This window comes from Arthrobacter sp. ISL-95, from assembly GCF_018613695.1.
Classification (GTDB): domain Bacteria; phylum Actinomycetota; class Actinomycetes; order Actinomycetales; family Micrococcaceae; genus Arthrobacter.
In genome coordinates this window covers 357,552-383,697 of record NZ_JAGGPR010000008.1, presented here as the reverse complement: position 1 = coordinate 383,697, position 26,146 = coordinate 357,552, and the positions used below count along the sequence as shown (strand labels likewise).

General features: G+C 63.6%; 22 protein-coding genes and 1 pseudogene. 15 read left to right on the top strand and 8 right to left on the bottom strand.

The genetic code is table 11. The features are described from left to right. Positions 1-80: 80 nt before the first annotated feature. Entirely contained in the window at positions 81-1,106 is a 1,026-nt protein-coding gene (locus J7I86_RS13910; protein ID WP_214820706.1) for a patatin-like phospholipase family protein, read from the bottom strand. A gap of 201 nt (positions 1,107-1,307) precedes the next feature. Between J7I86_RS13910 and J7I86_RS13905 the strand changes: the two genes are divergently transcribed. From J7I86_RS13905 to J7I86_RS13885, 5 genes are all read left to right on the top strand, one after another. Beyond that, positions 1,308-1,871: a GNAT family N-acetyltransferase gene (locus tag J7I86_RS13905; RefSeq protein WP_214820704.1), complete on the top strand. Its 564-nt coding sequence runs from the start codon at positions 1,308-1,310 to the stop codon at positions 1,869-1,871. Between the two features lie 230 nt (positions 1,872-2,101). Next, entirely contained in the window at positions 2,102-2,389 is a 288-nt protein-coding gene (locus J7I86_RS13900; RefSeq protein ID WP_011776355.1) for an HU family DNA-binding protein, read from the top strand. Positions 2,390-2,511: 122 nt separating this feature from the next. After that, a complete protein-coding gene (locus tag J7I86_RS13895) occupies positions 2,512-4,749 on the top strand; it encodes a cytochrome c oxidase assembly protein (protein ID WP_396019880.1) in 2,238 nt (745 codons plus the stop codon). After that, positions 4,749-6,722, top strand: coding sequence for an NHL domain-containing thioredoxin family protein (locus J7I86_RS13890; protein WP_214820702.1), 1,974 nt, complete (start codon positions 4,749-4,751; stop codon positions 6,720-6,722). Before J7I86_RS13895 ends, J7I86_RS13890 begins: the two co-directional genes overlap by 1 nt. Before the next feature lie 164 nt (positions 6,723-6,886). Beyond that, positions 6,887-7,726, top strand: a complete 840-nt coding sequence (locus J7I86_RS13885; protein WP_214820700.1) for a DUF559 domain-containing protein — start codon at positions 6,887-6,889, stop codon at positions 7,724-7,726. Between the two features lie 99 nt (positions 7,727-7,825). Here the strand turns inward: J7I86_RS13885 and J7I86_RS13880 are convergent, their stop codons facing one another. The 4 genes from J7I86_RS13880 to J7I86_RS13865 form a co-directional block, all read right to left on the bottom strand. Continuing rightward, the gene (locus tag J7I86_RS13880) at positions 7,826-8,854 is read right to left on the bottom strand and encodes a hypothetical protein (protein ID WP_214820698.1); all 1,029 of its coding nucleotides are present in this window, start codon (positions 8,852-8,854) and stop codon (positions 7,826-7,828) included. Between the two features lie 115 nt (positions 8,855-8,969). Continuing rightward, entirely contained in the window at positions 8,970-10,709 is a 1,740-nt protein-coding gene (locus J7I86_RS13875) for a helicase HerA-like domain-containing protein (RefSeq protein ID WP_214820696.1), read from the bottom strand. A 3-nt stretch (positions 10,710-10,712) separates the two neighbouring features. After that, positions 10,713-11,231, bottom strand: a complete 519-nt coding sequence (locus J7I86_RS13870) for a GNAT family N-acetyltransferase (RefSeq protein WP_214820693.1) — start codon at positions 11,229-11,231, stop codon at positions 10,713-10,715. 1 nt (position 11,232) lies between these two features. Next, on the bottom strand, positions 11,233-13,188 hold the full coding sequence (locus tag J7I86_RS13865) for an FAD/NAD(P)-binding domain-containing protein (RefSeq protein WP_214820691.1): 1,956 nt from the start codon (positions 13,186-13,188) through the stop codon (positions 11,233-11,235). 288 nt (positions 13,189-13,476) lie between these two features. Here J7I86_RS13865 and J7I86_RS13860 point away from each other — a divergent pair, with 288 nt between their 5' ends. From J7I86_RS13860 to J7I86_RS13825, 8 genes and pseudogenes are all read left to right on the top strand, one after another. Then, a complete protein-coding gene (locus J7I86_RS13860) occupies positions 13,477-14,442 on the top strand; it encodes an amino acid ABC transporter permease (RefSeq protein ID WP_181152010.1) in 966 nt (321 codons plus the stop codon). Beyond that, on the top strand, positions 14,439-15,359 hold the full coding sequence (locus tag J7I86_RS13855; protein WP_286179748.1) for an amino acid ABC transporter ATP-binding protein: 921 nt from the start codon (positions 14,439-14,441) through the stop codon (positions 15,357-15,359). Before J7I86_RS13860 ends, J7I86_RS13855 begins: the two co-directional genes overlap by 4 nt. Before the next feature lie 8 nt (positions 15,360-15,367). Beyond that, the gene (locus J7I86_RS13850; RefSeq protein ID WP_214820688.1) at positions 15,368-16,366 is read left to right on the top strand and encodes an ABC transporter substrate-binding protein; all 999 of its coding nucleotides are present in this window, start codon (positions 15,368-15,370) and stop codon (positions 16,364-16,366) included. Beyond that, positions 16,363-17,514, top strand: a pseudogene (locus J7I86_RS13845) (LLM class flavin-dependent oxidoreductase); the annotation flags it as partial. The gene J7I86_RS13850 and the pseudogene J7I86_RS13845, both read left to right, overlap by 4 nt. Positions 17,515-17,520: 6 nt before the next feature. After that, positions 17,521-18,393 (top strand): DUF1684 domain-containing protein, encoded by an 873-nt coding sequence (locus J7I86_RS13840; protein ID WP_214820744.1) that lies wholly within the window; start codon positions 17,521-17,523, stop codon positions 18,391-18,393. Next, entirely contained in the window at positions 18,390-19,457 is a 1,068-nt protein-coding gene (locus J7I86_RS13835) for an LLM class flavin-dependent oxidoreductase (protein ID WP_214820686.1), read from the top strand. Before J7I86_RS13840 ends, J7I86_RS13835 begins: the two co-directional genes overlap by 4 nt. 9 nt (positions 19,458-19,466) lie before the next feature. Beyond that, positions 19,467-20,810 (top strand): NtaA/DmoA family FMN-dependent monooxygenase, encoded by a 1,344-nt coding sequence (locus J7I86_RS13830; protein WP_214820684.1) that lies wholly within the window; start codon positions 19,467-19,469, stop codon positions 20,808-20,810. Beyond that, positions 20,810-21,001, top strand: a complete 192-nt coding sequence (locus J7I86_RS13825; RefSeq protein ID WP_214820682.1) for a hypothetical protein — start codon at positions 20,810-20,812, stop codon at positions 20,999-21,001. The genes J7I86_RS13830 and J7I86_RS13825 overlap by 1 nt, the downstream gene beginning before the upstream one ends. A 7-nt stretch (positions 21,002-21,008) precedes the next feature. Here J7I86_RS13825 and J7I86_RS13820 read toward each other — a convergent pair whose 3' ends face one another. Both J7I86_RS13820 and J7I86_RS13815 read right to left on the bottom strand, forming a co-directional pair. Further along, positions 21,009-22,214, bottom strand: coding sequence for a VCBS repeat-containing protein (locus J7I86_RS13820; protein WP_214820680.1), 1,206 nt, complete (start codon positions 22,212-22,214; stop codon positions 21,009-21,011). Between the two features lie 72 nt (positions 22,215-22,286). Continuing rightward, positions 22,287-22,730, bottom strand: coding sequence for a GNAT family N-acetyltransferase (locus J7I86_RS13815; protein WP_214820678.1), 444 nt, complete (start codon positions 22,728-22,730; stop codon positions 22,287-22,289). A 78-nt stretch (positions 22,731-22,808) separates the two neighbouring features. On the opposite strand from J7I86_RS13815, the gene J7I86_RS13810 reads away from it, so the two are divergent. Further along, positions 22,809-23,738: a threonine/serine dehydratase gene (locus J7I86_RS13810; protein WP_214820676.1), complete on the top strand. Its 930-nt coding sequence runs from the start codon at positions 22,809-22,811 to the stop codon at positions 23,736-23,738. A 116-nt stretch (positions 23,739-23,854) separates the two neighbouring features. On the opposite strand, the gene J7I86_RS13805 is transcribed toward J7I86_RS13810, so the two are convergent. Further along, positions 23,855-24,853 (bottom strand): ABC transporter substrate-binding protein, encoded by a 999-nt coding sequence (locus tag J7I86_RS13805; protein WP_214820674.1) that lies wholly within the window; start codon positions 24,851-24,853, stop codon positions 23,855-23,857. Between the two features lie 289 nt (positions 24,854-25,142). Between J7I86_RS13805 and J7I86_RS13800 the strand changes: the two genes are divergently transcribed. Continuing rightward, positions 25,143-26,132, top strand: coding sequence for an LLM class flavin-dependent oxidoreductase (locus J7I86_RS13800; RefSeq protein ID WP_214820672.1), 990 nt, complete (start codon positions 25,143-25,145; stop codon positions 26,130-26,132). Positions 26,133-26,146 lie beyond the last annotated feature (14 nt).

Genomic DNA, 26,146 nt, shown 5'->3' with positions numbered 1-26,146 from the left:
GGTCGGGGCTCCCCGCATTTAAAGGCCAGCCGCATCTGACAGTTGTAACAACCCGTCAGTCGCGGCTGGCTGGCATCAGGTCAGCCCCAGAACTCACTGAGCGGACCAGCCAGATCCCGGCCCTGATCGAAGCCTGCTTGGGCAGCTGCCGACCGGAGCGAGAAATCCATCGCATTGACACCGAACATGTGCTCGGCTTTGCTGTCCGGGAAGACCGTCTCAACTCTGCTGCCGCTGCGGCATAGTTCGTCTACCTGTGCGGATAAGTGCATGCCCCACTCCATCGGAGTCCGTGTCCGGCCCCCAAACGGTGAAAGCACCAGTACGCGGCTGTACCCGGCCGCGAGGTCGGCATTATCGGCGTTTGTTCGGTAGCCGCCGTCGATATAGTGATTGGTGCCGATACCGTAAGCGAAGCCGCTGGCACAGCTGGCGGCCACAGCATCAACCAACTCCACTCCGCTGTGGCGGTCGAACACCAGCGGTTTACCGGTGCGGGCGTCAACCGCTGTGAGGAGCACCGGTCGTTCCGGCCATTCCTTATGGGGCAGCCGGGCCGCGACGGTGGCCCGCCAGCGTGCACTTGAGCCGTCCATTGCCGCGGCCATGTCCATTGCCGCGGCGCCCATTCGGCGTCGCATATCGGTCATGTCCGTCGAGTCCTCCAGGATTTTGCTGGTTCGTTCCATATGGTCGGTCACGGCTCGGGCTTTGTTGTGCTCGCCAACGGGCTGAGCAGGAGCGGTGCGGTTGGAAGCGGAACCATCCACCCCGACGGGTTTCCGCGGGGCCGCGGCGAGGATGTCATCAAAAAGCTCAGCGGGGGTTGACCCCGCCAACTGGGCCGCCGCCGTCGAACCCGCTGAAGTGCCAACGGTGAGGTCCGCAGCGGTCACGTCCAACCCGGCGTCGAAAAGGCCGGCGACGACGCCGATTAGCCATGCATTGCCTGTGGACCCGCCTCCGCCGAGGATCAGCGCCCGCTGGCCGGAAGGCACCCTCTGTGAGGCGTCAACTGTTGGGTGGGGTTGGGGAGATGCCGACTGGCCGAAACCCGGCTGTTCAGAGGGCGCGGTCAAGTGTGAAAAGGAAGATGTGGTCTTCATGGGAGTCGCCTTTCGCGAATTGCCTGTCTGGCGCTCCCAGTGGCGACTAGCTCAGCCGCGGGATCGTGGACAGGGGAGCGCCCACTGTGGATACTGCGTTCATGGGTCTCACCTCCTGTCGAAAAAACACGATCACGGGAAAGCTACCACTCCGCCGAATCGTACGCAATCGCAACGGGTGACCACCGGTAGAGTCCAGGGATGATTCTCACGCGAAACCTGGACATTGCATCAGCGGGCGAAGGCACCGCTCAGCTCCTCCTGCGCCCGCTGGAAGCCTCGGATGCGTCCAGCCTGGCCGCTGCATATCGGCGGAACCGTGATCACCTGGCACCGTGGGAGCCAGTCAGGGCTGACGAGTTCTTCAGCACCGCGGGTCAGGCGACGGTAATGCAGGGCAAGCTGAACCTCTATGAACAGGGCACAGAGGTTCCATGGGTTTTGACCACAGCACAGGGAATCTTCGGGATGATCACGCTCTCCGGAATCGTCCGGGGGCCCTTCTTGAATGCCAACCTCGGCTACTGGGTAGATGTGGCCTGCGCCGGCAAGGGTATAGCGTCAGCTGCGGTAGCCGCCGTCGTAAATATGGCCACCCAGGAACTCGGCCTCCATCGCATCCAGGCCGCTACGCTTGCCCACAACGCGGCCTCCCAAGCCGTCTTGAAACGGTCCGGTTTCGACCGTATTGGGGTAGCGCCGTCATACCTCCAGATAGCCGGTGAGTGGCAGGATCATGTGTTGTTCCAACGCATTCTGTTCTAACCAGCAGCGGCCGGCGGAGTGCCCGCTTGTGCCTCCAGCCAACGCCGTAGGGTACGCCAAGGGCGTAAAGCACTCCTAAAAACCCCGAAAATCCGGTGATATTGGTCAAAAAGGCGCGGAAACACGCGGAATTTGCTGGCCATGCCAGCCCAAGCTGGTAAGTTTTCGAACAGTGGCTTGCTCGCATTCCGCTTGAAAGCTCAAAAACGTATGAGTCCAGGAGGACGTAAATGGCTAAGAACCGTAGTGAACTCGTTGCAGAGGTAGCAGGCAAGGCTGGCACCAGCCAGGCAGCAGTCAACTCCGTGCTCGATGCACTGTTCGAAGTTTTCGAGACTTCTGTCGCCGCTGGCGAAAAGATCACCATCCCGGGCTGGCTCGCAGTTGAGCGCACCGACCGTGCAGCTCGCACCGGCCGTAACCCGCAGACCGGCGAAACCATCCAGATCGCCGCCGGCCACAGCGTCAAGCTGACCGCTGGCTCCAAGCTGAAGGCTGCTGTCGCCAAGAAGAAGTAATTACTCTTCGGCGAACGCCTTGAAGGGACGGCAACCTACTGGTTGCCGTCCCTTTTGTTAGTTAATGCACATAGCGCCTCTTCCGATTCGCAGCCCGGCGGCAGGTAGCGGACAATGGATAAGTGCCATCAGCAAGAAGCTCCGCTACTGCCCCTTCGCCTGTTCCCAAACCGGGAGCGCGGGGAGGCACCACAGTCGCGGGCATTTCCTTGCCGTGGCAACTGGCCGGACTGGCGGCGCTCTTCCTGGCTCTCGCAGCGGCCCTCATCTTCTCCGGTGCCTCAGCTGCGCGGCAGGTTTCGGACCCCGGCGCATTGGTCCGGTGGGGCCTCCCCATCGCGAAAGCCATTCACAATGTGTCTGTTGCAACGGTGGTTGGCGGCCTGATCTTTGCCGTCGGTATCCTGCCCAAGAACATCGGCGGATCCCGGTCCCGTGAGAAGGACATTGACGCACCGGAACATCCGGCCTTCGCACGGGCCTTAGCCGTTGCGGCGGCAGCCGGGGCAGCATGGACTTTGTCCGCCGTTGCGGTCCTCGTACTGACGTACGCAGACGTCGCAGGGCAGGGGCTCTCCGGAGATGCGGAGTTCACGCGCTCCCTGGTTTACTTCATGACGGACATTGAGACCGGGAAGGCGTGGCTCGCGGTCACCATCATCGCCGCCGTGGTCACCACTGCGCTGTTCGGCGTCCGGTCCCTAACGGGTCTGGCGTTCACGCTCCTGTTAGCCCTGATCGGCCTGATTCCCACAGCCCTGATCGGTCACTCCTCCAGTTCAAGCGATCATGAGGGGGCCATCAATTCCCTGGGCCTCCACCTGGTGGGTGTATCCACGTGGGTGGGCGGCATCATCATGCTCGCGGTCCTTTCCGGCATTCTCACGGGTTCCAGGAGCAAGGGAACACCGGACATCACCGAGCAAACCCTGCGCCGCTTCTCAGCGCTGGCCGGGTTCGCCTTTGTCCTGGTGTTCGCCTCCGGTGTCATCAACGCCGCCATCCGCGTGACAAACCCCGCTGACCTTTTCGGCTCGGCCTATGGCCAGCTCATTATCGCCAAGTCCCTAGCCACGCTGGTGCTGGGTGGTATTGGCTTCATGCACCGCCAGTGGGTTATCCCGCAGCTTGGCAAGAACGGTTCCATGTCTGCCCGCCGGGTGCTGTGGCAGCTCGTTTTGGTTGAGCTGCTGGTGATGGGCGCGACGTCGGGACTCGCCGTTGCGCTCGGACGCTCGGCGCCGCCGCAGCCCACCACCTACGCCCCCGATGCCTCGCCGTCGTTCATCCTCTCCGGCTACGAGCTCCCACCTGAGCTCACACCGGAACGCTGGTTGACTGAATGGCGCTTTGACTGGCTGTGGGTAGGCGTCGCGCTGTTCGGTGCTGTTTCCTACATCCTTGGCATCATCAAGGTCCTTAAGCGTGGCGACAAGTGGTCGTGGTTCCGGTCGGTGAACTGGCTCATAGGGCTGGTGGTACTTACGTACATAACGTCGGGTCCACCCGCCGTTTACGGACGCGTGCTGTTCTCTGCCCACATGGTGGATCACATGGCCCTCACCATGGTGGCTCCCATCTTCCTGGTCCTTGGTTCCCCTGTGACCCTTGCCTTGCGGGCCCTGCCGGCCCGGGGTGAAGGCACTCACGGGTCGCGGGGTCTGCGCGAGTGGCTGCTGCTGTTTGTGCATTCGAAGTTCTCGCAGATCGTGACGCACCCTTTGTTTGCCGCTGCCAACTTTGCGGGCTCGATCGTCCTGTTCTACTACTCGGACCTGTTCAGCCTCGCGATGCGCGAGCATGTGGGCCATGAGCTCATGAACGTGCACTTCCTTCTGACCGGCTACATCTTTGTGCTGACCATGATCGGTAGCGACCCTCTTCCTCGCCGCGCCCCCTACCCCATGCGCCTGCTTCTCCTATTGGCCACTATGGGCTTCCACGCGTTCTTCGGTGTGGCCATCATGGGTGGCACCGGACTGCTGGCTGCCGACTACTTTGGAAACCTGGGCAGGGCGTGGGGTCCCTCGGCCATTGGAGACCAGCAACTGGGTGGTGCGGTGGCATGGGGCATCGGCGAGGTCCCCACCTTGCTGGTGGCAATTGGCGTCGCAGTGATGTGGTCCCGTTCGGACGAACGGGAGACCCGCCGGGTAGATCGAGCGGCCGACAGGAATAACGACGCCGATCTCAGTGCTTACAACGATATGTTTGCCCGGCTCGCTGACCGCGATGCCAAGATGACTCATCGAACCGCCCAAGCATCCAAGGAGCCCCAAGCGGAACGCAGCAACGCTGAACGCGCCACCACGGACTCTTCCGGGCAGACCGAACCGAACACCAAGCTGGAAGGACGCTGATGAGCGAAACCGTACGTACCCAACACCGGGTCCGGGCCTCCGAACTGGAGGGCCGCGGCTGGCTCAACACGGGCGGGAAATCCCTCGACCTCGAGTCCTTGCGCGGCAAGATCGTGCTGCTGGACTTCTGGACCTTCTGCTGCATCAACTGCCTGCACGTGCTGGACGAGCTGCGCCCGCTCGAGGAAAAGTACTCGGACGTCCTGGTGACGGTTGGCGTGCATTCGCCCAAGTTCGAACACGAAGCGGATCCCGTTGCGCTGGCATCTGCCGTTGAACGCTACGAAATCCACCACCCGGTTCTGGATGATCCCGAGCTGGCAACGTGGAAGGCGTACACCGCCCGCGCCTGGCCCACACTGGTGGTCATCGACCCCGAGGGCTACATTGTGGCTCACCTCTCCGGTGAGGGCCACGCGGGCGGCCTCGCTGTCCTCCTGGAGGAACTCGTGGCCGAGCACGAAGCCAAGGGAACCCTCCACCGAGGCAACGGACCGTACGTGGCTCCGGAGCCGACGTCGGGCACTTTGCGGTTCCCCGGAAAAGCCACCCAGCTCGCCAACGGCAACTACCTTGTAGTGGATTCCGGTCATCATCGGCTGGTGGAGCTCCGCCCCGATCTTGAAACCGTGGAGCGCATCATCGGCTCCGGCTCCAAGGGGTTCCTGGACGGACAATCGGAGATTGCACAGTTCAACGAGCCCCAGGGCGTGACCCTTCTGCCGTCGGAGCTGGCGTGGAAGCTCGGCTACGACGCAGTGGTTGCCGACACCGTCAATCATCGCCTGCGTGGCGTCACGCTGAGCTCCGGCTACGTACAGACTCTCGCCGGCAACGGTGTACAGCGGCTGCTCGACGCCGGTCCCGCCCGGGTGACGGACACCGGTGCCGGAACGTGGTCTGAACATCACGACGGCGGCCCGGCTGACTTCGCTGCCGACGCGATCGATGTTGGGGCGCTGGGTTTGGGCACCGAGGTTTCACTGTCCTCACCGTGGGACGTGGTCTGGAGCGAAAAGCTGCAGCGCGTAGTCATCGCCATGGCGGGAACCCATCAGATTTTCGCCTTCGACCCCCTGGCCAACGAGGTTTCCATCCTCGCCGGCTCCGGACTGGAAGGCCTGCTGGACGGCAAAGCGGAGGAAGCCTGGTTCGCCCAGTCGTCCGGTTTGGCCATTGATGGGGAAGACAACATTTGGGTGGCTGACTCGGAGACGTCGTCCTTGCGTCGCCTGGTGGTGGGCGATTCCGGTGTGACCGTGGAAACTGCTGTGGGCAAGGGCCTGTTCGATTTCGGGTTCCGCGATGGCGGGGCCGATGACGCACGCCTGCAGCACCCGTTGGGCGTGACGGTTCTGCCGGACAATTCCGTGGCCATCGCAGACACCTACAACGGTGCCGTGCGGCGCTACGACCCCTCCACCAAGTCGGTATCTACCTTGGCGAGGGGCCTTGCGGAACCGAGCGACGTCGTCGTGGTTCAGGTTGAAGGCAGTGACCCGCTCCTTGTGGTGGTGGAGTCGAACAAGCACCAACTGGTCTTGGTTCCCATTCCCAAGGAAGCCCTGCAGGTGGATGAGGGAGCATCGCAAACGCACCGTCCCAAGAGCCCGGTGACCCCAGGCAACCTTGAGCTCGCGGTACGTTTCAAGGCTCCCACCGGCCAGAAGCTGGACGATCGTTGGGGCGACCCCACGCAGCTGAAGATTTCCTCCACCCCACCGGAACTTCTGGTCTCCGGCGGTGGTACCTCGGTGGGTTTGCTGCGCACCCTTGAGCTGTCTGCCGATGTTCCTGAGGGCATCCTGCATATCACCGCCCGAGCGGCGGCATGCGATGGTCCCGAGACTGAGGACGGCGAAATCCCGGACCACGCGGCTTGCCACCTCTACCAGCAGGACTGGGGCATTCCCGTAGTCCTGCAGGCCGATGGTGAGTCCGAGCTGGTGCTGGACCTGCGCGGCATGGACTAAGCCCCACTAGGTTGGAATGGCCCGGGTATGACCTCTCAGGGGGTTGCCCGGGCCATTTTTATGCTGCGGGAGTCGTCAATAAAGGGCCGCTCTGGAGCTGCAGATTGTCCACATAGCCCACTTCGGCAGTGCCGGCCCCTTGGTTGGAACGGCAGGCTGGAGGGATGGAACCCGCGGAAGCCCTGCGACGATTAGGCGGGGCGGCCCTGACCCGGCAGGTCCAGGATCAGGGTGCCAGCGACGCGGCGATTCGATCTGCGTTGCGGGCAGGAAGCGTCCTGCGCGTCGAACGCGGAGTGCTGCGTCTTCCGGGCGCGGATCCGGCATCTGTTGCAGCAGTCAAAGCGAGGTCGCTGCTCACCTGCGCATCAGCTGCCAGCCGCTATGACCTGTGGTTACTTCACAAACCCGCCGAGCCCCACTACTGGCAGAGCAACGGCAGACGTGCAGCTGGGTGCATCAGCCACCGCTTGCCCCTGTCCCAACCTCGACCGAACGAGCCGTATGTCGCCCTGCCGGATGTCCTCCTGCACGCACTTCTCTGTCTGCCTCCGTTGGAAGCGCTGGTGATGGTGGAGAGCGCATACATTCGCGGCGACATCGGGCTCGGGTATCTACGCCGTCATTTACTGGGCAACCGGGGTGGCCAGGCCCGCGGTGTTCTGGCAAAGGTGGACAGGGGCCCAGGGTCCCTTCTGGAAACCCTGGCACGGGTCCTGTTTCGCGATGTCGGTATCCGCACCGAGACCCAGGTCTGGATCGACGGCGTAGGAATCGTCGACTTTCTCCTTGAAGGCTTCCTCATAGTTGAAATCGACGGCATTGCTTTCCATCTGGAACCGCGTCAGTTCAAGAAAGACCGCCGGCGGGACAACGAAGCAATCAGGCAAGGAATGCTGGTGCTGAGGTTCTTCTATGACGATGTGGTGTACGCGCCAGAGAGTATGCTCCGGCATGTGCGTGAAGTTCTTCTTCGTGGGCCGGCTCGGATGTGGTCGAACTAGCCCATTTTAGGGAGGCTCTCTTGCCACCACCGCCATTGATCGCGGGATTTGGGGATGGAAACTGGGCCAGTTCAGCCTGACGCGGCAGGGGCCGAAGGATCAGAAGGTCAGCATAGGGGTGACTGTGACGGTGTCTGCGCCTACGTCCAGCTGGGTGGTGAAGCTGAAATCGTGCTCTATGTTGAGGTCGTTGACGAAGCCTGTGAAGAGGTTGATTTCCCGGGCGGTCAGTGTGGCCTTGCCGTTGAGTGGGGCCACTACCCACTTGCCGCCGAACGGCTCAATGGTGATCTTGGGGTACTCGGTGATGGCCCACTTGATGGTTCCGTCCACCACGCGGGCATTGCTGGCGTGATAGAACGGGCAATCGGGCTGCAGGCGCTGCTGCTCGGTGGCTTGGGCGGCACACGTGTCCAGGAACTCCCGGACTTTGCCCCCCACGGCCTCATTCATGGCCTTGGTGGACCGCGTCTGCAGGTTCAGGGGCGCCTGTCCGCCGTCGCGCGTTGAAACAAGGGCCGACGCGGCCGGGGCTTCGAAGTAGGTGCCGTTCAGGCTTGCCTCGTACTTGCCGGGGAAGAAGACGGCGAAGTTGTTGCGCCCGTTGGGCATGTTCACGGGTACGCCGTTGAGGGTGGCCTCGCTGGAATTGACCACGGTGACTTCTATGGTGGGAAGCGTGGTGGGCACGAAGGCCCATTTGGCGAAGAACAGCCACTGGGTCCCGGTCCGTTCCATCAGGAATTCCGTGTGTAGACGGCTGCCATCAAGGGTGTAGTCCACCGGCACGGCCGTCCGGTTGCTGCCCCGGGCTTCAGGGTTTCCCACCTTGATATCGGACATCTTGGAGGCTGCCGTTTGCAGTGCTGTGCCGTCCAGCATGGCGGCGTTCGCACTGGGGACTTTGGCGCGTAGCAGGCCCAGCGCTTCTTCGCCTTCGCCCTTCTGGATGGCCTCCAAGTACTCCTTGACAGGCTGCTGCGGACTGGCCACAGAGGAGCTCACCAGGTTGATGCACACGATGGCTCCGGCGGCAGCAAGCATCAGACCGAGCAGCCATCCGGCTGCGGTCTTGACGAACGCTTGACTCAACTGCACGCCCTTTACGTTACCTGCCGCAGCAGCCAACGCCGTGCACGAAGGCCTCGGAACGACTTATATCCACCGATTGGAGAAGGCCCGACGCCGGGTGGCAGCAGGGATTGCTGCCACCCGGCGTCGTGGTTTCGGCCGTCACACAGGACTAGCGGCGACGCCGCGAGGACGTGCCGAAAACCCCGCGCATGAGGTCGCGGCCAAGTTGCGTTCCCATGGATCGGGCCATGCTCTTGAGCCCGCCACCCAGCGCTCCACCGAGGGCACCAGCGATGTCACCGAACATCCCTTCCTGCGGGGATGACTGCGGCGCGGGAGCCGGAGCGGGAGGAGCAGACGGTGCCGGGAATGACTCAGGCGACGAGGAACGTGAACTGGGACGGCCGAGGATTTCCTCTTCGATCCGGCGCGCTTCGGCGTCGATGTCGCCCTGTGAAGCCCCGGAGGCACCCGAAGCCCCGGCATCCCCGGAAGAGGGCGTTGGCGGCAACCCGGGTGCGGCGTCTCCGGTAGGGGCGGCTGCCTGGCCGGTGAGCTTCTCGTATGCGGAGAGGTTGTCCACGGCGGTGCCGTATTTCACCAGCAAAGAGGATGCGGCTACGGTGCTTTGGATAAGTTCGTCAGTGCTGGGGCCCATCACGGACTCGGGAGCACGGAGCCGGGTCAAGGCGACGGGGGTGGGTGCGCCTTTCTCATTCATCACGGTAATGACGGCCTCGCCGATGCCTGCAGAGGTGAGTGTCTCCTCGAGGTCGTAGTCGCTGACCGGGAACGTGGACACCGTGGCCTTCAATGCCTTGGCATCTTCGGGGGTGAAGGCGCGCAGGGCGTGCTGGACACGGTTGGCCAACTGCCCGAGGACGTCTGCCGGAACATCCTTGGGTGTCTGGGTGACAAAGAAGATGCCCACGCCTTTGGAGCGGATGAGCCGGACGGTGGTGGTGATGGCTTCAAGGAAGGCCTTGGACGCACCGTTGAAGAGCAGGTGTGCCTCGTCAAGGAAGAAGACGAGCTTGGGTTTGTCCAGGTCGCCGGCTTCGGGCAGGTCCTCGAAGAGGTCGGCCAGGAGCCACATGAGGAACGTGGAGAAGAGGAGCGGTTTGGTCTGCAGTGTGGGCAGTTCGAGGCAGCTGATCACACCCCGGCCATCCGGTGCTGTGCGGAGGAGCTCTGCGGTATCGAACTCGGGCTCGCCGAAGAACTTCTCCATACCTTGGGCTTCAAGGGTGACCAGCTCACGAAGGATCACGCCGGCCGTAGCTTTGGAAAGGCCGCCAAGGTTTGCGAGCTCTGCCTTGCCCTCGTCCGAGGTGAGGAACTGGATGACCGCCCTCAAATCCTTAAGATCAATGAGTTCCAGGTTGTTCTTGTCCGCGAAGTGGAAGATCAGTTGGAGGCTGGACTCTTGGGTGTCGTTGAGGTCCATGATGCGGGAGAGCAGGATGGGCCCGAACGAGGTGATGGTGGCGCGGACGGGGATGCCGTTGCCGTCCCCGCCGAGCGAGAGGAACTCAACCGGAAAATTCTTCGCAGACCATTCCTGCCCCAGCGCCGACGTGCGTGCGGTCAGCTTCTCACTGCCGGTGGCGGGCGTCGCCAGCCCTGACAGATCACCTTTGATGTCCGCGAGGAAAACCGGAACACCGGCGGTAGACAATTGCTCGGCAATCATGTGCAGCGTGACCGTCTTGCCGGTGCCCGTAGCGCCGGCCACCAGCCCGTGGCGGTTCATCATGGCGAGCGGAAGCCGGACCTGGGCCTCTTTGTGGATCTCGCCGTCAACGATCGCCGCCCCCAGCTCGATAGTGGCACCTTCCAAGGTGTACCCCTGCTGGATGGTGGCAAGTTTTTCGGCAGTTGTCGCGGTGGGTTTGTTGGCCATGCGCATAGCTTAGCTCTGCACGGGAAGATCCTTGCTGAAGGCCAAGTGCTTGATGTCCTCGGGGTCGGCGGCGAGGTCGAACAGTGCTTTGTAGCCGGTGGCGAGGTAGAGGTGCTTGGCTTCCGGCTGGCGTGGCCCGGTGGTGAGGTATAGCTTCCGATAGCCCCGGCGTCGAGCTTCATTCTCCAGTTCCGTCAGCACCAGCCGTGCCAGACCGCGACGACGATGGGCTGAGTGCGTCCAGATCCGCTTCAATTCAGCGGTGTGCTGGTCGTAGCGCCGGAACGCGCCGCCGGCCACGGACTCGCCGTTTTCCTGAATGATGATCAGCGCGCCGTGCGGAGCTTCGAATTCCTCTGCCGGGTACCTGTTCAGTTCCTCCGCAGCTCCTTCGCTGCTGAACAGGTCCCCGTAGCGGGTGTTGTATTCGACGGCGAGCTCGTCAAGGAGCGGACGAACGCGGGGATCGCGCATAGGCAGTCTGAGGACGGTAAGGCCCGACGTCGGCAGGGTTGGCGTTGTTGTCATGTCAGGCCTTTCGTAGGGCGTCGGTCAGCTGGCGGGTGGCAGCAATTGTGGACAGGATCCGGCGTGCCAGGGCGTCGTTTTCCCGGAAGGGTGCTGCGTTGGTGTTGGGACGGGCAAACGCACCCGCACCCCAACCGGACGTCCACGGTCCCACCGCGAACAAACCCTTCTGAGGAGTAGCAACAGGGGACAGGACCTCGTGATTCCCGGAGACCAGGAGTTTGCCGGTGGAGTGGGCGCCCTCGGACGTGAGAAGCCTCTGCTCGGTGCCCCATCCGGAGTGGTGCAGGTCAGCCAAGGCGGGATTCGCAGAACGTTCCACGGACGCGGAAGGCAGCCTGGCCTCAATGTACGCGGACGCATCCACCACCACAGGCGACTGGAACGTCCCGGCCACGAACCTGCCAACAGAGTCGTCTGCGCGGACCCACATGCCGGGGCCCAGGAACTTCAGGAGCCCGGCCCTGTGCAGTGCGAGCATTTCACGCAGACGGTGCGCCGGCGGTCCCGAGTCCACGAAACTGAAGAAACCGTGCCACCAACCATGGATGGTCTGCTGAGAGCGTGCGTTGAGCCGCTCCTGCGGAACCAGCCGGCCGAGGTCCATGTACACGAACAACAGGGCGGTGAACAGGGCGAGGGTCTCGGAATGGTCCGGGCTGGTCCGGAGGTTCAGGTCGTTCTGGATGTAGGCGGCCACGGAGCGCTGGACGGTGTTATGGTCCGCGAAAGCGCAGCCGCTCAGGGGGTGGTCAAGCTTTTCGAGGTCCAGGCGCAGAGCAGGATCCGGCACCGAGAATGCCACCAATTCCTCTCGGGCAGCGCTGTACCAATCAAGGGCATCGAGGCGCGACTCAAAGTCGGCCCACGTCCCCAGCACCCGTGACGGGTAGCCAGTGAACAGCTCGCGGTAGTAGGCGTAGCCCGCGTCCTTGGCGATCAACGGCCACAGGTGTGCACGGAAATCGAGTTCCTGGTGCTTAGCGAGCAGGGCGTCGATGGCTGAGGACGTGAAGTACCGCGGGCGGGATATCGGCTCGCCCTGCAGAACGGAGGAGATCTTGGAGTGGTACGGCACTCCGCGTCGTGAACCTGCCCAGACCCGCGGCTCGGCGCCGGAGGGCACGTAGTCCAGTTCGCCGTCGGGCCTTTCTTCAAAGCGGCCGCCGCGGCCCTCAAACAGCAGCACCATCAGGTCCACGAAGGCGAGCCCCATGCCGGAGACGATCACGTCCTGCCCGGCTTCAATCGCGGAGTAGTCCACGTCCGTGGTGTATGACGGCGGCGCATGGAACCCGCTGTGCCGGGCAGCGAATTCACTGAGGCGGGCGGACTCGGGATCAGTCAAGGAATCGGTGTGGCCCAGCGCGTAAACCACAACGTCGGCAACCACCTCGGCGCCGGAAGCCAGCCGCACGCGGTGCGGATGGTCGTCGTGCGTGTCAGACGAACCAGTGCCGTCCGCAGAAGAACGCACGACGCCGGTGGCTGTGTCGCGATGAACGGTCGCCGTGACTTCGGGACCAAGGTTGCTGACCGCCCGGCGGAAGAACCACTCAAGGTACTTGCTCTGCAGTTGCCGGGTGGGAAAAGACGCCGGCGTCAGCGCCCGGAGTTGGTCCAGCAGGTGCGGCTCCAACGCCGGGACGTCCCGGATGCTGCCATCGAGGACACCTGCCGCCCACGTGGACAGCCCGGGTCCGTCAACCGACGGACCATCGCAGGCCACAGAGGCATCGGTGAACATGGTGACGTCCGCAGCCGTGGAGTTCAGCAGCAGCCCGGGATCCTGGTCATAGCGCCAGATCCTCCCGGAACCGGGTTCATGGGGTTCGATCACGTGCAAGTGAAGGGGACCGCCGAAAAGTTCGGGCCGGTTGGCTGCAAGCCGCTCGAGGACACCGGCCGTGCGCGGGCCGCCGCCGATGAAGGCGATGGCGGGTACTCGTGACGGCATGGGATCTCCTGAAAAACAGTGGTTGGTGATGCCCAATCTAAGGACGAAGCAGGCTGCCGGTCGAGGCGGCGGTAACCGCCGTTCACCACACGTCACGCAACGTTAAGGCGCGCAAAATCCCGACGCACATGGCGCCTCATGACGAGGTTTGTGACGCCGTGCGAACCCCTGCGAAGCCGCGCGAAGTCCAGTGAAGAAGTGCAAATTCCCGCCTTGCTGTCGGGTTTCGCGCGGCCCTAGATTGGCAGCCATCCGATAGACAACAACCGATCTGAAATGAGGTGGCGCATGAGTGCAATCGCACCGCCTGCCACGGCGGAAACTGCACCGCCCACCCCGGATTACTCCGACTACCAGTTGGTTCCGGCCCGGCACCCCTGGCGTTGGGTGGGCACCGTACTGGTAGCCGCCGGCGTCGCGGCCATTGCGTGGTCGCTGGTCACCAACCCGCGCTGGGAGTGGGGCGTCGTGGCCGAATGGTTCACAGCCCAGTCGGTAGTCAACGGACTGATCGAGACCCTCAAGCTCACGGCCATTTCCGGTGTCCTTGGCTTCGTCCTCGGTTTCATCCTGGCCCTCATGCGTCTGTCCTCCTCTCCGCTGTTGGTCTCGGTGTCTTGGACGTTCTCCTGGATCTTCCGTTCCACGCCGCTGCTGGTCCAGCTTCTGCTCTGGTACAACCTGGGCTATCTGTACGAGAAGATCAGCCTGGGCATCCCTTTCACGGACGTCCGCTTCTTCGAGGCACAGACCACCACGCTCATCAGCCAGTTCGCTGCCGCCGTCCTGGGGCTCACGCTGAACCAGGCTGCCTACTCCGCCGAAATCATCCGCGGCGGCATTCTCTCCGTGGACCAGGGCCAGTTGGAAGCTGCCTCCGCGTTGGGCATCCCGGCATGGAAGCGGTCCACAAGGATTGTGCTGCCGCAAGCCATGCGGGCCATCCTGCCCAACGCGTTCAACGAGATCATCGGCCTGGTCAAGGGCACCTCGATTGTTTACGTCCTTGCTTACTCCGAGCTCTTTTACACGGTCCAGGTCATCTACAACCGGACCCAGCAGGTGCTTCCCCTGCTGCTGGTCGCCACGCTCTGGTACGTGGTGATCACCTCCGTGCTGAGCGTTTTCCAGTACTACATTGAGCGCCACTTCTCCAAGGGCGCCCTGCGGACCCTGCCGCTCACGCCGTTGCAGAAGGCCCGGAAGTTCTTCACTACCCACGTTGCTGCCTCTCCCACGAAGGACGCCCGATGAGCATCATCGCTGCACGCAAAGACTCCTCTGCTGCCGCTCAGGCCGCGGAAAAGACCCGGACAGCAGGTCCGGCGGGATCGGCCGGCGATCCTGACGGCACGACGACGGCACAGCCCGCCTCAGCGGACAGGCCGGCAACCCGCGGCCAGGTGGACATCACCAATGTCCGCAAGTCCTTTGGAGCGACCGAGGTCCTCAAGGGTGTCTCCTTGTCCGTGCCGCCGGGTGGTGTTGCCGTGATCGTGGGCCCGTCCGGCTCCGGCAAGTCCACCCTGCTGCGCACCATCAACCACTTGGAAAAAGTCGACGGCGGATACATCACCATCGACGGCGAACTGGTGGGCTACGAGGTCCGCGGCAACAAGCTCCACGAGCTTCGTGAGAAGGACATCCTCAAGCAGCGCACCCACATTGGCATGGTGTTCCAGAGCTTCAACCTGTTCCCGCACCTCACCGCTTTGGAGAACGTGATCGAGGCACCCATCGTGGCGCAGAAGCGGTCCAAAGCCGAAGCCCGGAAACGCGGCCTGGAACTCCTGGACCGTGTGGGTCTGAAGGACCGCGCCGGTGCCTACCCGCGGCAGCTTTCCGGCGGCCAACAGCAGCGCGTTGCGATTGCCCGCGCGCTGGCCCTCGATCCCAAGATCCTCCTGTTCGACGAGCCAACCTCGGCACTGGACCCGGAACTGGTGAACGAGGTCCTGGACGTCATCCGTGAACTGGCCAAGTCCGGTACCACCCTGATTGTGGTGACGCACGAGATGGGCTTCGCCCGGGATGTGGCGGACACCGTGGTGTTCATGGACCAGGGCCAGATTGTGGAGTCGGGCACGCCCCAGGAAATCTTTGCAAATCCCCGCGAGGAACGCACCCGCAGCTTCTTCTCCAAAGTCATCGAACCAGCCTTCAACATCTAGGACACCCCATGCTTCGCACTACCCGCGCCCTCGCTACCAACAAGAGCAAACTCCTGGCGCTCGCTGTACTTCCCGCCGTCGTGCTTCCGGTGCTGGCCGGGTGCTCCGATCCTGGAGCGTCGGCCGCCCAGCCGGAGTCCGAAGCTGCCAAGAACGGCATTGTTTACAACACTTCCGTGGACCAGAACCGAATCCGCGGTGAGAAAGACGCCGCTGCCACCTCCAAGGTTCCCGCAGCGATCGCCAAGGACGGCAAACTGACCGTTGCCACCACGGCGGGTTCAATTCCGCTGTCCTTCCACGCCACTGATGACAAGACGCCGATTGGTGTTGAGGTGGACATCGCCCAGCTCGTGGCGGACAAGCTTGGGCTGGAACTGGACCTCCAGGTGACGTCCTGGGAGAACTGGCCTCTCAAAACCCAGTCCGGTGACTTCGAGGCCGTTTTCTCCAACGTGGGCATCAACGCAGCCCGTGTGAAGCTGTTCGACTTCTCCACCTACCGCGCCGCGTACATGGGTTTCGAGGCGAAGAAGAGCTCCACGTACGACATCAAGGGCTCGGACGACATTTCCGGACTGAAGATCTCCGTGGGCTCAGGCACCAATCAGGAGAAAATCCTGTTGGCCTGGAACAAGGAACTCGAGGACAAGGGCAAGGCGCCGGCCACGCTGCAGTACTACTCATCGGACGCCGACACCATCCTGGCGCTTTCCTCGGGCCGCACCGACCTGAACTTGGCACCATACCCGTCGGTGACCTACCGCGAAAACACCCAGGATGACCTCAAAGTGGTAGGCAAGGTCAACGCCGGCTGGCCCGCAGAAACACTGGTTGCCGCCACCACCCTGAAAGGCAACGGGCTGGCTCCGGCCATCACCGACGCCCTGAACTCCACCATCAAGGACGGTTCCTACGGCAAGGTCCTGGAACGCTGGGGCCTCTCCGAGGAAGCCATCCCGGAATCCAAGACGGTCACTGAAGCGACCTTTGGTACCGGCAAATGAAGTTCCAGGTCCTGGACATCATTCCCCACCTGAAGAATCCGGTGACGGGGGAGATCGTCTCCACCGCTGACCGATTGAACCAGGTGGTGGAGACGGCCCGCCGTGCCGAGGAACTCGGCTTCGACAGTTTCTCCGTGGGGGAACGCCACGCCGGCGAGTTCGTCTCGTCATCCCCGACGACGGTCCTCGCCGCGATTGCCGCCGTCACCAGCCGCATCCGCCTCCAGACCGGTGTCACCGTGCTCTCCGTGCTGGATCCGGTGCGCGTGGCCGAGGACTACGCCACCATCGATCAACTCAGCCGGGGACGCCTGGAACTGGTGATCGGCAAAGGCAACGAAGTCCTGCAGTACCCGCTTTTCGGTCTGTCCCTGGATGATCAGTGGGACCTCCTGGCCGAGAAGTACGCGTTGCTGCGCACGCTGTGGCGCAAGGAAAGTGTCACCTGGTCCGGCCGCTTCAGGCCGGCGCTCACCGAGCCAACCACGACGACGCCCCGCCCCTTTGCCGGTTCGCCCCGGATTTGGCACGGCTCGGCTACAACCCTGACGTCCGCTGCGCTCGCCGCCAAATGGGGAGATCCTCTGTTCACGGCCAACGCCATCCAACCCCGGGAGAACTACAAGGTCCTGATCGACCACTACCGCGAAGAGTACGAGCGCCACGGGCACGATCCTCGGCACCAGTACCTGGGCTCGGGCAGTGGAGCGGGCGGGGTTTTCATTGCGGACACCACGCAGGAAGCCATTCGCCAGTACGGGCCGGTTTATGAAGGGCTGACCGCGAGCCGGAATGTCCCGGGCAATAACTCACCCTTCAGGGATATCCAGCACGCAGTGGCCGAGGGGCCTGCATTGGTTGGCAGTCCGGAACAGGTGATCGACAAGATCCTCAGCTACCACTCGCTGTACAACCACGATCTCCAGTCGATCTCCTTGCCCACCACGCTGCCGTTCGAGCAGCAGTTGGAGATCCTGGAACGCTTCGCGCTGGAGGTTATCCCGGCCGTCCGGGCTTCGGCGCCCACCACCTTGTGGGAATCCAGCGATCCATTCGGGGGCCGCCCGGAGTTCGCCGGGGCCACCGAACCTGACGCTGCAGCAGCAGTCACCGCCGATCACGCCTTCAACAGGAGCGACAACGCACATCCCCAGCTGCCCACTAACCTCGCAAGCTCGGCCAGGGAACCCGGCAGTCGTGGGCCCACGCACCACGGCCTCGAATCCTTTGACGAGGAATGGCAGGAATGGCACGCCGCCCACGAGCGTCACCGTGCTCACCCCCATGGCTTCCTCGCAGTGACCCACCTGCACTGGCTCAGTAACGAAGCCACCCGGCTGGAAGGTGCGCCGGGCGCGTGGAGTGTGCACGCCGACGTCGTACGTGTTGTCCTGGAACCGGGCGAAAGCCTGCAGCAAGACGGCGTTGAACTGAACACCGTCTCAGGCAAGACATTGGAGTTCGGGCCCATCGAGGAACGCGGTGGCATCAACCTGGTCTCCGGCGACACCGTCATTGAGGTGGCCAAGCGCGGCGGCGAGTACATTGTGCGGCCGCGAAACCCGGCCAACACCCTCCTGCAGGAGTATCAGGGCACGCCCGCCTACACGCCCAATGCTGCGTTTGCCGTGGCGGGTACGTTCGTCCCGTTCGAGGCTCCGCGCCCCACCACGATGGGCGCCGCCGTCGAGGGCATCCAGCACGTTTACGAAGCTCCGGGTGAGATTCGCTTCAAACTGGCCGGCGAGGAGCTGGCGCTGACCGCGTTTAACGGTTACGCGCCGGGATCCTTGTCCGTGCTGTTCACGGATCAGACCTCCGGCAAAACCACCTATGCGGCCAATCGCTCGCTGTCCGTGCTCCCGGCAGCTGACGGTTCCGTGGAACTCGACTTCAACCGGGCCGTCAATCTGCCCTGCGCCTATACCGACCTCGCCACCTGCCCGTTGCCGCCCGCCGAAAACCGGCTTCCGGTGGCCATTGAAGCCGGCGAAAAGATTCCCTACGAACGTCAGGACCAGCAGTGAGTACTTTCGAAGAACGCAAGGCCGGTTTCCTGGCCATTGAACTTGACGGCGCGGGGTATGAAAACCTTGCCACCGCCGTCCTCGCGGCCGAGTCCGCCGGTTTCCATGCGGCAACCTTCAAGGACACGCCGGAAGCCGGACGGACCAACGCCCTGCAGCGCGCCGCCTTTGCCGGGCCGGTGACCCGCACCATCGCGGTGGTCCCTGAGGTGGATACCGTCTACACGGAGCCTTTCCACGTGTCCACGCAACTCGCCAGCCTGGACTACGTGTCCGGAGGCCGGGCCGGGTGGATCGCTACCGCAGCGGAGTCGCGCGAGGCTGCTGCCGCCGTCGGACGTTCCTTTGTTCAGGGTGAGGCGTTGGCTCAGGAAGCCGCCGCGTCCATAGAGGTGAGCCGCCGCTTGTGGGATTCCTGGGAAGACGACGCCGTGATCCGCGACGTCGCCACAGGGCGCTACATCGACGTGGACAAGCTGCACTACGCGGACTTCGAAACTCCCGCGGACTTCGCCGGCCCCGCATATTCGGTGAAGGGCCCGTCCATCATTCCAAGGCCGCTCCAAGGGCAGCTGCCGGTGCTCGCCGCGGCGTCGCTGGTGGGCGAGGGCTTGGTTCCGGCCGATGCCGTGGACGCCGTGCTGGTGTCCGCTCCGACGCCGGAACTGCTGGCCGCCGAGATCCGCGACGCGCGGGCCCGGCTTGGTGCTTCGGTGGCGATTGTTGCCGAGCTCGACGTCGTTTTGGACTCGCGCGGGCAGGCTGCGGAGTTACGCGCCTTGACGTCTCAGGAAAGTGGCCCGGCCCGGTTCGTCGGTTCCGCAGCAGACCTCACCGAACTGCTTGACTCGCTGCTCCAGGAAGCCGACGGCGTTCGACTCCACACGGCTGTCCTGGACGTGGAGCTGGAAGAACTTTCACGGCTCGTCCTCCCGGAGCTGCGCCGCCGCGGGGCCTTGCGGCCGCCGATCCAGGACGGCACGTTCCGCGATGTCCTCGGCCTTGCACCGGCGGAGAACCGCTATTCAACCACTGCCGCGGCCACTGTTGCCGCCGAAAAGTAGGGGAACACCATGACACGCGATATCTTCCAGCCGAGCGGCCAGATCCAGTTCGGAATCTTCTTCCAAGGAGTCAACTCCGGCACCATCTGGAAGGCACCCCAAGCGGGCTCGCAGACGGACTTCGAATCCTTCCGCCACATCGCTCAAACCGCCGAGCGCGGTAAGTTCGCCGCCTTTTTCCTGGGCGAAGGGCTGCGCCTGCGTGAGCACCTCGGCCGTCCGCATGCACTCGATGTGGTGGGCAGGCCCGATGCCCAGACCATGCTTGCCGCGCTCGCCGCGGTGACCAAGAACATCGGTTTGGTGGCCACACAAAACACCACGTATAACGACCCCGCTGACCTGGCACACCGCTTGTCCTCACTGGATCTGATCTCGGGCGGCCGGGCTGCTTGGAACATCGTCACCACGGACAACGCCTGGACCGGTGCGAATTTCCGTCGCGGTGGTTACCTGGACCACGCCGACCGTTACAAGCACGCCGAAGCGTTTGTGGAAACCTCCAAGCGCCTTTGGGACTCGTGGGAAACTCCCACCGGACCCGCCCGGCGAGTCCACCACGAAGGCCAGCACTACACCGTTGACGTCACCCCGCGCCTGCTGCGCAGCGCCCAGTACCGCCCGGTGCTCTTCCAGGCCGGCGATTCCCCGGACGGCCGCGACTTCGCAGCCCGCCAGGCAGACGTGATCTTCTCCGCCCACCCCAAGTTCGATGACGCTGTGGAGTTCCGCCGCGATATTGTGGCACGCTCCATCGCCGCCGGCCGCGGTGCTAGCGCCGTGCAGATCATGCCTGCCAGTGAGTTCATCCTGGGCGCCACCGATCAGGAAGCGCAGGAGAAGAAGGCGTGGGTCCGCAGCTTGCAGATCGGTCCGCAGCAGGCCATCGCCTACCTGGAACAGTTCTGGGGCCGGGAACTCTCTTCCTATGACCCCGATGGCCCCCTGCCGGAGATCGACCCCGTGGTGGAGGAAACCTCGGAGACACGCGGCAGCGGCTTCCACGGTGCGAAGGCCCGCCAGCTTGCGGATCAGTGGAGGGCCGAGGCCAAAGACAAGGGCCTCTCCATCCGCCAATTCGTCACGTCCAAGACGGCACGAATCGACTCCACCTTTACCGGCTCCTACACCGCCGTGGCGGACCACCTCGCCGAATATGCGCGGGTTGGCGCCGTGGATGGCTTCAACATTTCACCGTGGCTCATCCCCACAGGTTTGGATGACATTGTCAACCACTTGGTGCCGGAGCTCCAGGAACGCGGCGTCTACCCGACGGAATACCGGGGCACCACGCTGCGCGAAAACCTGGGGCTGGAGACGCCGGTGCGGTCCGGAGAGCCGGCGCACGTCTGATGAAGGCTGAACGCCTGCTGAAGAACTTGCTGCGGCGGCTCGGCTTTCAGCCTCGCCACACTGCAAAAGCGCCCGACGCAATGGCGCCCGACGCAATGGCGCCCGACGACGGCGGCTCGAGTGCCGCCGTCGTCGACGTTTCGCGCGGGACAGTCAGCTTGCAACTGACGGTGGGTAGCCAGCCGCTGTAGTGGTTTACTAGAGGAGCTCGCGGAACACGTTCCAGCCATTGCCCACGGGCCCGTACGGTCCATAGAGGCCTGTAGTGGCGGCACCCGTGGAATACAACACCAGGTCACCGTTCTGGTTGACGGCTGCAAGGTTGTTGTACTTCTGGTGCGCGTAACTGCCCATGCCCGCGACGCTCCGGAAGTCGTTCCAGCCGCCCCCCATGAACGCTTGGGCGCCCCAGCCGCCTTGACCGTTGGCTGAGTACAGCTGAAGACCGCCAGCGTGGTCCCGGCCGAAGACCTCAACGGTGCCGTCACCGTTCATGTCGCCGCCGGGGATGATCTTGTCCATGACCTGCCAGCCCCAACCCACTTTGGACGGGGCGAGCCAGCCGCCGTCGCCGTCACCGGGGTAGAGGAACAAGTCGCCGGCGGCATTTCTGGCCAGGACGTCGTTGGTGCCGTCGCCGTTGAAATCTCCGGGTCCCACGATCGAATCGAAGACGTTCCACCCTGCACCCACCTGACGGGTGGGGAGCCAGCCGCCGTCGCCGTCACCGAGGTAGAGGAACAGCTGGCCGGACGCGTTCCTTGCCAGGAGATCGTTGAATCCATCACCATCGAAATCTCCGGGAGAGAAGACGATGTTGAACATGTTCCAGCCGGCACCCACCTGCCGGGGTTCATCCCAGGAACCGAAGTAGACCGGGCACGGGCCCTCGCACATGCCCTTGTAATAGGTGTAGGTACGCGGATACAGGACGAGCCTGCCGTCGTCGGTGCGGGCCAGAGGTTCAAAATTGCCGCGTCCCGTCCAGCCCATTGCGCGGCTGGAGGCCTTGATGGGCTTGGTCTCAGCGCTGAGTTGTGATCCGGTGGGGCAGCCTGGTTCGCCAGGGGTGAGCGGGTACACCCTCAAGGAGATGCGGCTGCCCAGGTCTTCAGGGAGGACACGCAAAGTCTCACCTTGACGCTCGGCAGGGAGAGGTTCGCCGTCGCGCAACCATTCCAGGGTGATCGCGTCCCCGGAACCGTCCGGGTTCCTGCAGCCCCAGTAGTCGTAGTTGTACTGCCGCCTCATCTCCGAGCCGACGTACGGAACGCCGTCGATGAACGGCGTGGGCTGGGACGCAGCAGTGGCTGGACCGGCAGCGAGCAGCCCGGAGCCAAGTAGTCCCATTGCAAGTGCGGTGGTGATAGTGCGCCTCAACGAGCGCGCCTGAAAGATCCCCATGTTTCCCCCCGGAAAGTATCGCGTCATAGCCGCGTGGTGTGTGCTGAGGGTACCGCACATCCGTCCTGGGAGTCAGGGCTTGACGGGAGCCACCATGAACACGTCAATGGGGTCCTCGGATTCCAGCACGAAGCCGTGGCGCTCGTAGAGGCGACGGGCCGGGCTTCCTTGCAACACGTCCAGACGGAACGGGCGCTCATCCACAGAAGCCGACATCACGTGGCGGAGCACGGCACTGCCCAGCCCTTTGCCCTGATGCGCCGGAGCCACGTAGAAGTGCTCAATCCATCGGCTGTCCGGTTCGGGGCGAATAGCGATCACGCCCGCGTCCACGCCGTCCGAATGGATGATGTACGTGTGCTCGGGCTCGAAGCCGTTCAGGAAGCGCTCGCGGACCCGAACAGGATCGAAACGCTGCAACCGTTCGAGGTCCGGACGCATCACCACGGCGCGCAGTTCTGCAATCCAGGCGGCATCGGTGGCAACAGTGGGGCGAAGAACGAAGTCAACAGACATGGGGACAAGCCTATGCCGGGAAGGCAGGCGCCCGCCCACGCAAACCATAGGATGAAACGGACGAAAGGTGCAGCCACGATGGTCACACGCGAAGAAGTAGAAGCAGCGTACTCACGGACGGCAGGGTGGGTTCGCCATACGCCGCTGGCCGAGAGCGGCGACCAGGAGACCTATCACCTGTGGTTCAAATGCGAGTACATGCAGCACACCGGCTCCTTCAAAGCGCGCGGAGCTTTCAACAGGCTCCTCACGGCGAAGGAAAACGGTGAGCTCAACCCGGAGGTGGGCGTCGTGGTGGCTTCCGGTGGCAATGCCGGCCTGGCCAATGCCTACGCAGCGGCCAAACTTGGGGTCCCGGCAACTGTGTTTGTCCCGGAGTCGGCTCCGGCAAACAAGGTCCATAAGCTCTACGCAATCGGTGCCACAGTGGTCCAGGGCGGCGCCGAGTACGCGGAGGCCTATGCCGCCGCGATCCGCTTCGCCGAGGATAAGGGTGCCGTCTACTGCCACGCTTATGATCAGCCCGAGATCGTGGCTGGCGCGGGTGGCGTGGGGCTCGAGTTGCTGGACGAACTGCCCGACGTCGATACCATCCTCGTTGCCGTGGGCGGCGGCGGGTTGATGGGTGGCATTGCTGCGGCCGCCGAAGGCAGGGCGCAGGTGGTGGGCGTGGAACCCGAGACGGTCCCCACCCTGCACACCGCGTTGGCCCAAGGTGAGCCGGTGGATGTAGCCGTGTCCGGCATCGCCGCGGATTCCCTCGGGGCCCGGCGGATCGGTGAGATTGGCTTTGGAGTTGCCCGGCGTACCGGTGTGCGGAGCCTGTTGGTTACGGACGAGGACATTGTCCAAGCACGCCGTGCCCTGTGGGAGAAGCACCGCATTGTAGTGGAGCATGGTGCCGCGGCGGCCTACGCGGCGTTGCTTTCCGGAGCGTACAAGCCGAACGACGGCGAGACCGTGGCGGTGATCCTCTGCGGAGCCAACACCGATCCCGCCCACTTCTAGCCCCACCCAACTGAGTCGCAGTAGCGCGCGTTTTGAGCGCTCAGAACGACCTCAACTGCGACTCAGTTGGGTCGGCGGGTATTCGGCGTCGGCAGGTTGCCCTGCCATAGCGATTCCTACTTCTTGGGCAGACCTGCCGGGTTCAGCTCGGACGTGGGAACCGCCTCGGAGGAGAGGCCCCAACGGTCCAGGATCTTGGCGTAGCTTCCGTCCTTGATGAGGGTGTTGAGTGCAGCCTGGGCCGCCACAGCCAGGCCGTTGCCCTTCTGGGTGGTGAAAGCAATTTCAGCCTTCAGCGGCCAGCCGCCTTCCAGCGTGCCCACTTCCTTGGTCTTCCCGTCTTTGGCGGCCTTGTAGGCCGCGGACGCGTTGGGTCCGAACGTCAGGTCCGCACGGCCTGACTGGAGGGCGAGCTGGGAGGCTGAGTCGTCGTCGTAATACTGGAACTCAACCGGCTTCAAGCCGTTCTTCTTGTTCTCCTCGTCCCAGCGCACCAGGATGGCTTCCTGGTTGGTGCCCGAACCAACCACGATCCGCTTGCCGGCCACATCCTTGGCTTCCTTGATGGGTGCTATGTCCGAGTCGGTTTTCGCATAGAAGCCCAAAAGGTCATTGCGGTACGTGGCGAAATCGAACTTCTCCTTGCGTGCCTCGGTGACCGTGACGTTGGAGAGAACGGCCTCGTACTTGCCGGATTCGACACCCAGCGGCCAGTCCGCCCACGCCACCGGCAGCACCTCAACCTGAAGGCCAAGGCTCTCGCCCACGGCATAGGCAATATCCACTTCGCTGCCAATGAGGGTCTTGTTATCCGTGGCGAAGGTGCTCAACGGGGGAGTGCCGCCGGTGGTCACCACGGTCAGTTTGCCGTCGGCCTTGATGGCGTCAGGAACCAGGGCCGCCGCGGCAGAGTCTACCGTCACCTTGATGCGATCCTGCTGCGGAGTCAGGTTGAACTCTTTGGTGCTGGAGGAAGCGTTCGCGCTTGCCGATCCCTGCGGGGCGGAGGCCCCCGTTGCGGCGGTCGCCCCAGGATCGGAGCAGGCAGCCAGCCCCAGTAACGCCGTAGCGGCCAGCGCCGCGGTGGCGCCGGTCTTGAGAGCAAAGCGTGCCATTGTGTCTCCTTGGGTTCCCCTGATCGTCGCGACAGGGAGGTCTGATGCGTACTTGTGGCTGCAACTATCCGGCAGCGTCCGGGAGTGGGTCAAAGCGGTCTGAAACGCTGGGATACAGGGGTTCACGGCGGTTAATCGGGCGTCGAACAGGGTCACAAAACTGCTCCGAAACCGCATGAATGGAATGCGCGACGCAACTCACAGAAATAAGCCGGGTGCCGCCGTCGTTGTCGCTAGAGTGCCCGGCAATCAACCGTGCGGACACCAAAACGTACCGAAAGGCCTTCCTGTGACTGTTCCTCTTTCCATCCTCGACCTGGCAACCATCGGGAAGGGCCAGACGGTGGCGGAAAGCCTGGCGGGCAGTGTTGCCATGGCGCAGAAAGCCGAAGAGCTGGGGTACCGCCGCGTTTGGTACGCCGAGCACCACAACATGTCGGCGATTGCCTCCTCCGCTACGAGCGTCTTGATCGCCCACGTCGCCGCGCACACCAACACCATCCGCCTCGGCGCAGGAGGTGTGATGCTGCCGAACCACTCGCCGCTGACCATCGCTGAGCAGTTCGGCACCTTGGAGACGCTGCACCCGGGACGGATCGATCTTGGCTTGGGCCGTGCCCCCGGCAGCGACCAGAACACCATGCGCGCGCTGCGCCGCGACCACACGTCCTCGGACAGATTCCCGCAGGACGTTCTGGAACTGCAGGGCTACCTCACCGGTCCCACCCGCATCCAAGGTGTTGAAGCGACGCCGGGCAAGGGCACCAACGTGCCGCTGTACATCCTGGGGTCTTCGCTGTTCGGCGCCCAGCTGGCCGCCCAATTGGGTCTTCCTTACGCTTTCGCTTCACACTTTGCGCCCGCCGCGCTGCAGGACGCTGTTGCCGTTTACCGCCGCGAATTCAAGCCCTCGGATCAGTTGTCCGAGCCCCACGTGATTGCCGGTGTGAACGTCACTGCCGCGGACTCCAACGCCGAGGCGCAGGCCATCCATCTCGCTGTGAAGCGCGCCCGCGTCTCGCTCTTCTTTGGTGGCGGCCGTGAGTTCACTGATGACGAGGCGGACATGGTGCTTGATTCCCCCCAGGGCCAGCACATCGCCCAGATGATGAAGTTCTCCGCCGTAGGTACCAAAGACGTGGTGCGCGAATACCTGGACGAGTTTGCGGCGTTCGCCGACGCCGATGAACTGATTGTGGCGCACCAAAGCATCGGCACCGAAGAGCGCCTGCGGTCGGTGGAACTCGTGGCCGAGGTTGCCGGGCTGGTGAGCGCGTAGGGCCTGACGCGCCG

What these genes read in the sequence shown, in the direction of transcription:
- J7I86_RS13910 (WP_214820706.1), bottom strand. Translation starts at nt 1,106, where the DNA reads ATGAAGACCACATCTTCCTTTTCACACTTGACCGCGCCCTCTGAACAG.
- J7I86_RS13815 (WP_214820678.1), bottom strand. Translation starts at nt 22,730, where the DNA reads ATGTCTGTTGACTTCGTTCTTCGCCCCACTGTTGCCACCGATGCCGCC.
- J7I86_RS13890 (WP_214820702.1), top strand. Translation starts at nt 4,749, where the DNA reads ATGAGCGAAACCGTACGTACCCAACACCGGGTCCGGGCCTCCGAACTG.
- J7I86_RS13860 (WP_181152010.1), top strand. Translation starts at nt 13,477, where the DNA reads ATGAGTGCAATCGCACCGCCTGCCACGGCGGAAACTGCACCGCCCACC.
- J7I86_RS13850 (WP_214820688.1), top strand. Translation starts at nt 15,368, where the DNA reads ATGCTTCGCACTACCCGCGCCCTCGCTACCAACAAGAGCAAACTCCTG.
- J7I86_RS13820 (WP_214820680.1), bottom strand. Translation starts at nt 22,214, where the DNA reads ATGGGGATCTTTCAGGCGCGCTCGTTGAGGCGCACTATCACCACCGCA.
- J7I86_RS13900 (WP_011776355.1), top strand. Translation starts at nt 2,102, where the DNA reads ATGGCTAAGAACCGTAGTGAACTCGTTGCAGAGGTAGCAGGCAAGGCT.
- J7I86_RS13805 (WP_214820674.1), bottom strand. Translation starts at nt 24,853, where the DNA reads ATGGCACGCTTTGCTCTCAAGACCGGCGCCACCGCGGCGCTGGCCGCT.
- J7I86_RS13870 (WP_214820693.1), bottom strand. Translation starts at nt 11,231, where the DNA reads ATGACAACAACGCCAACCCTGCCGACGTCGGGCCTTACCGTCCTCAGA.
- J7I86_RS13855 (WP_286179748.1), top strand. Translation starts at nt 14,439, where the DNA reads ATGAGCATCATCGCTGCACGCAAAGACTCCTCTGCTGCCGCTCAGGCC.
- J7I86_RS13885 (WP_214820700.1), top strand. Translation starts at nt 6,887, where the DNA reads ATGGAACCCGCGGAAGCCCTGCGACGATTAGGCGGGGCGGCCCTGACC.
- J7I86_RS13810 (WP_214820676.1), top strand. Translation starts at nt 22,809, where the DNA reads ATGGTCACACGCGAAGAAGTAGAAGCAGCGTACTCACGGACGGCAGGG.
- J7I86_RS13875 (WP_214820696.1), bottom strand. Translation starts at nt 10,709, where the DNA reads ATGCGCATGGCCAACAAACCCACCGCGACAACTGCCGAAAAACTTGCC.
- J7I86_RS13905 (WP_214820704.1), top strand. Translation starts at nt 1,308, where the DNA reads ATGATTCTCACGCGAAACCTGGACATTGCATCAGCGGGCGAAGGCACC.
- J7I86_RS13825 (WP_214820682.1), top strand. Translation starts at nt 20,810, where the DNA reads ATGAAGGCTGAACGCCTGCTGAAGAACTTGCTGCGGCGGCTCGGCTTT.
- J7I86_RS13830 (WP_214820684.1), top strand. Translation starts at nt 19,467, where the DNA reads ATGACACGCGATATCTTCCAGCCGAGCGGCCAGATCCAGTTCGGAATC.
- J7I86_RS13865 (WP_214820691.1), bottom strand. Translation starts at nt 13,188, where the DNA reads ATGCCGTCACGAGTACCCGCCATCGCCTTCATCGGCGGCGGCCCGCGC.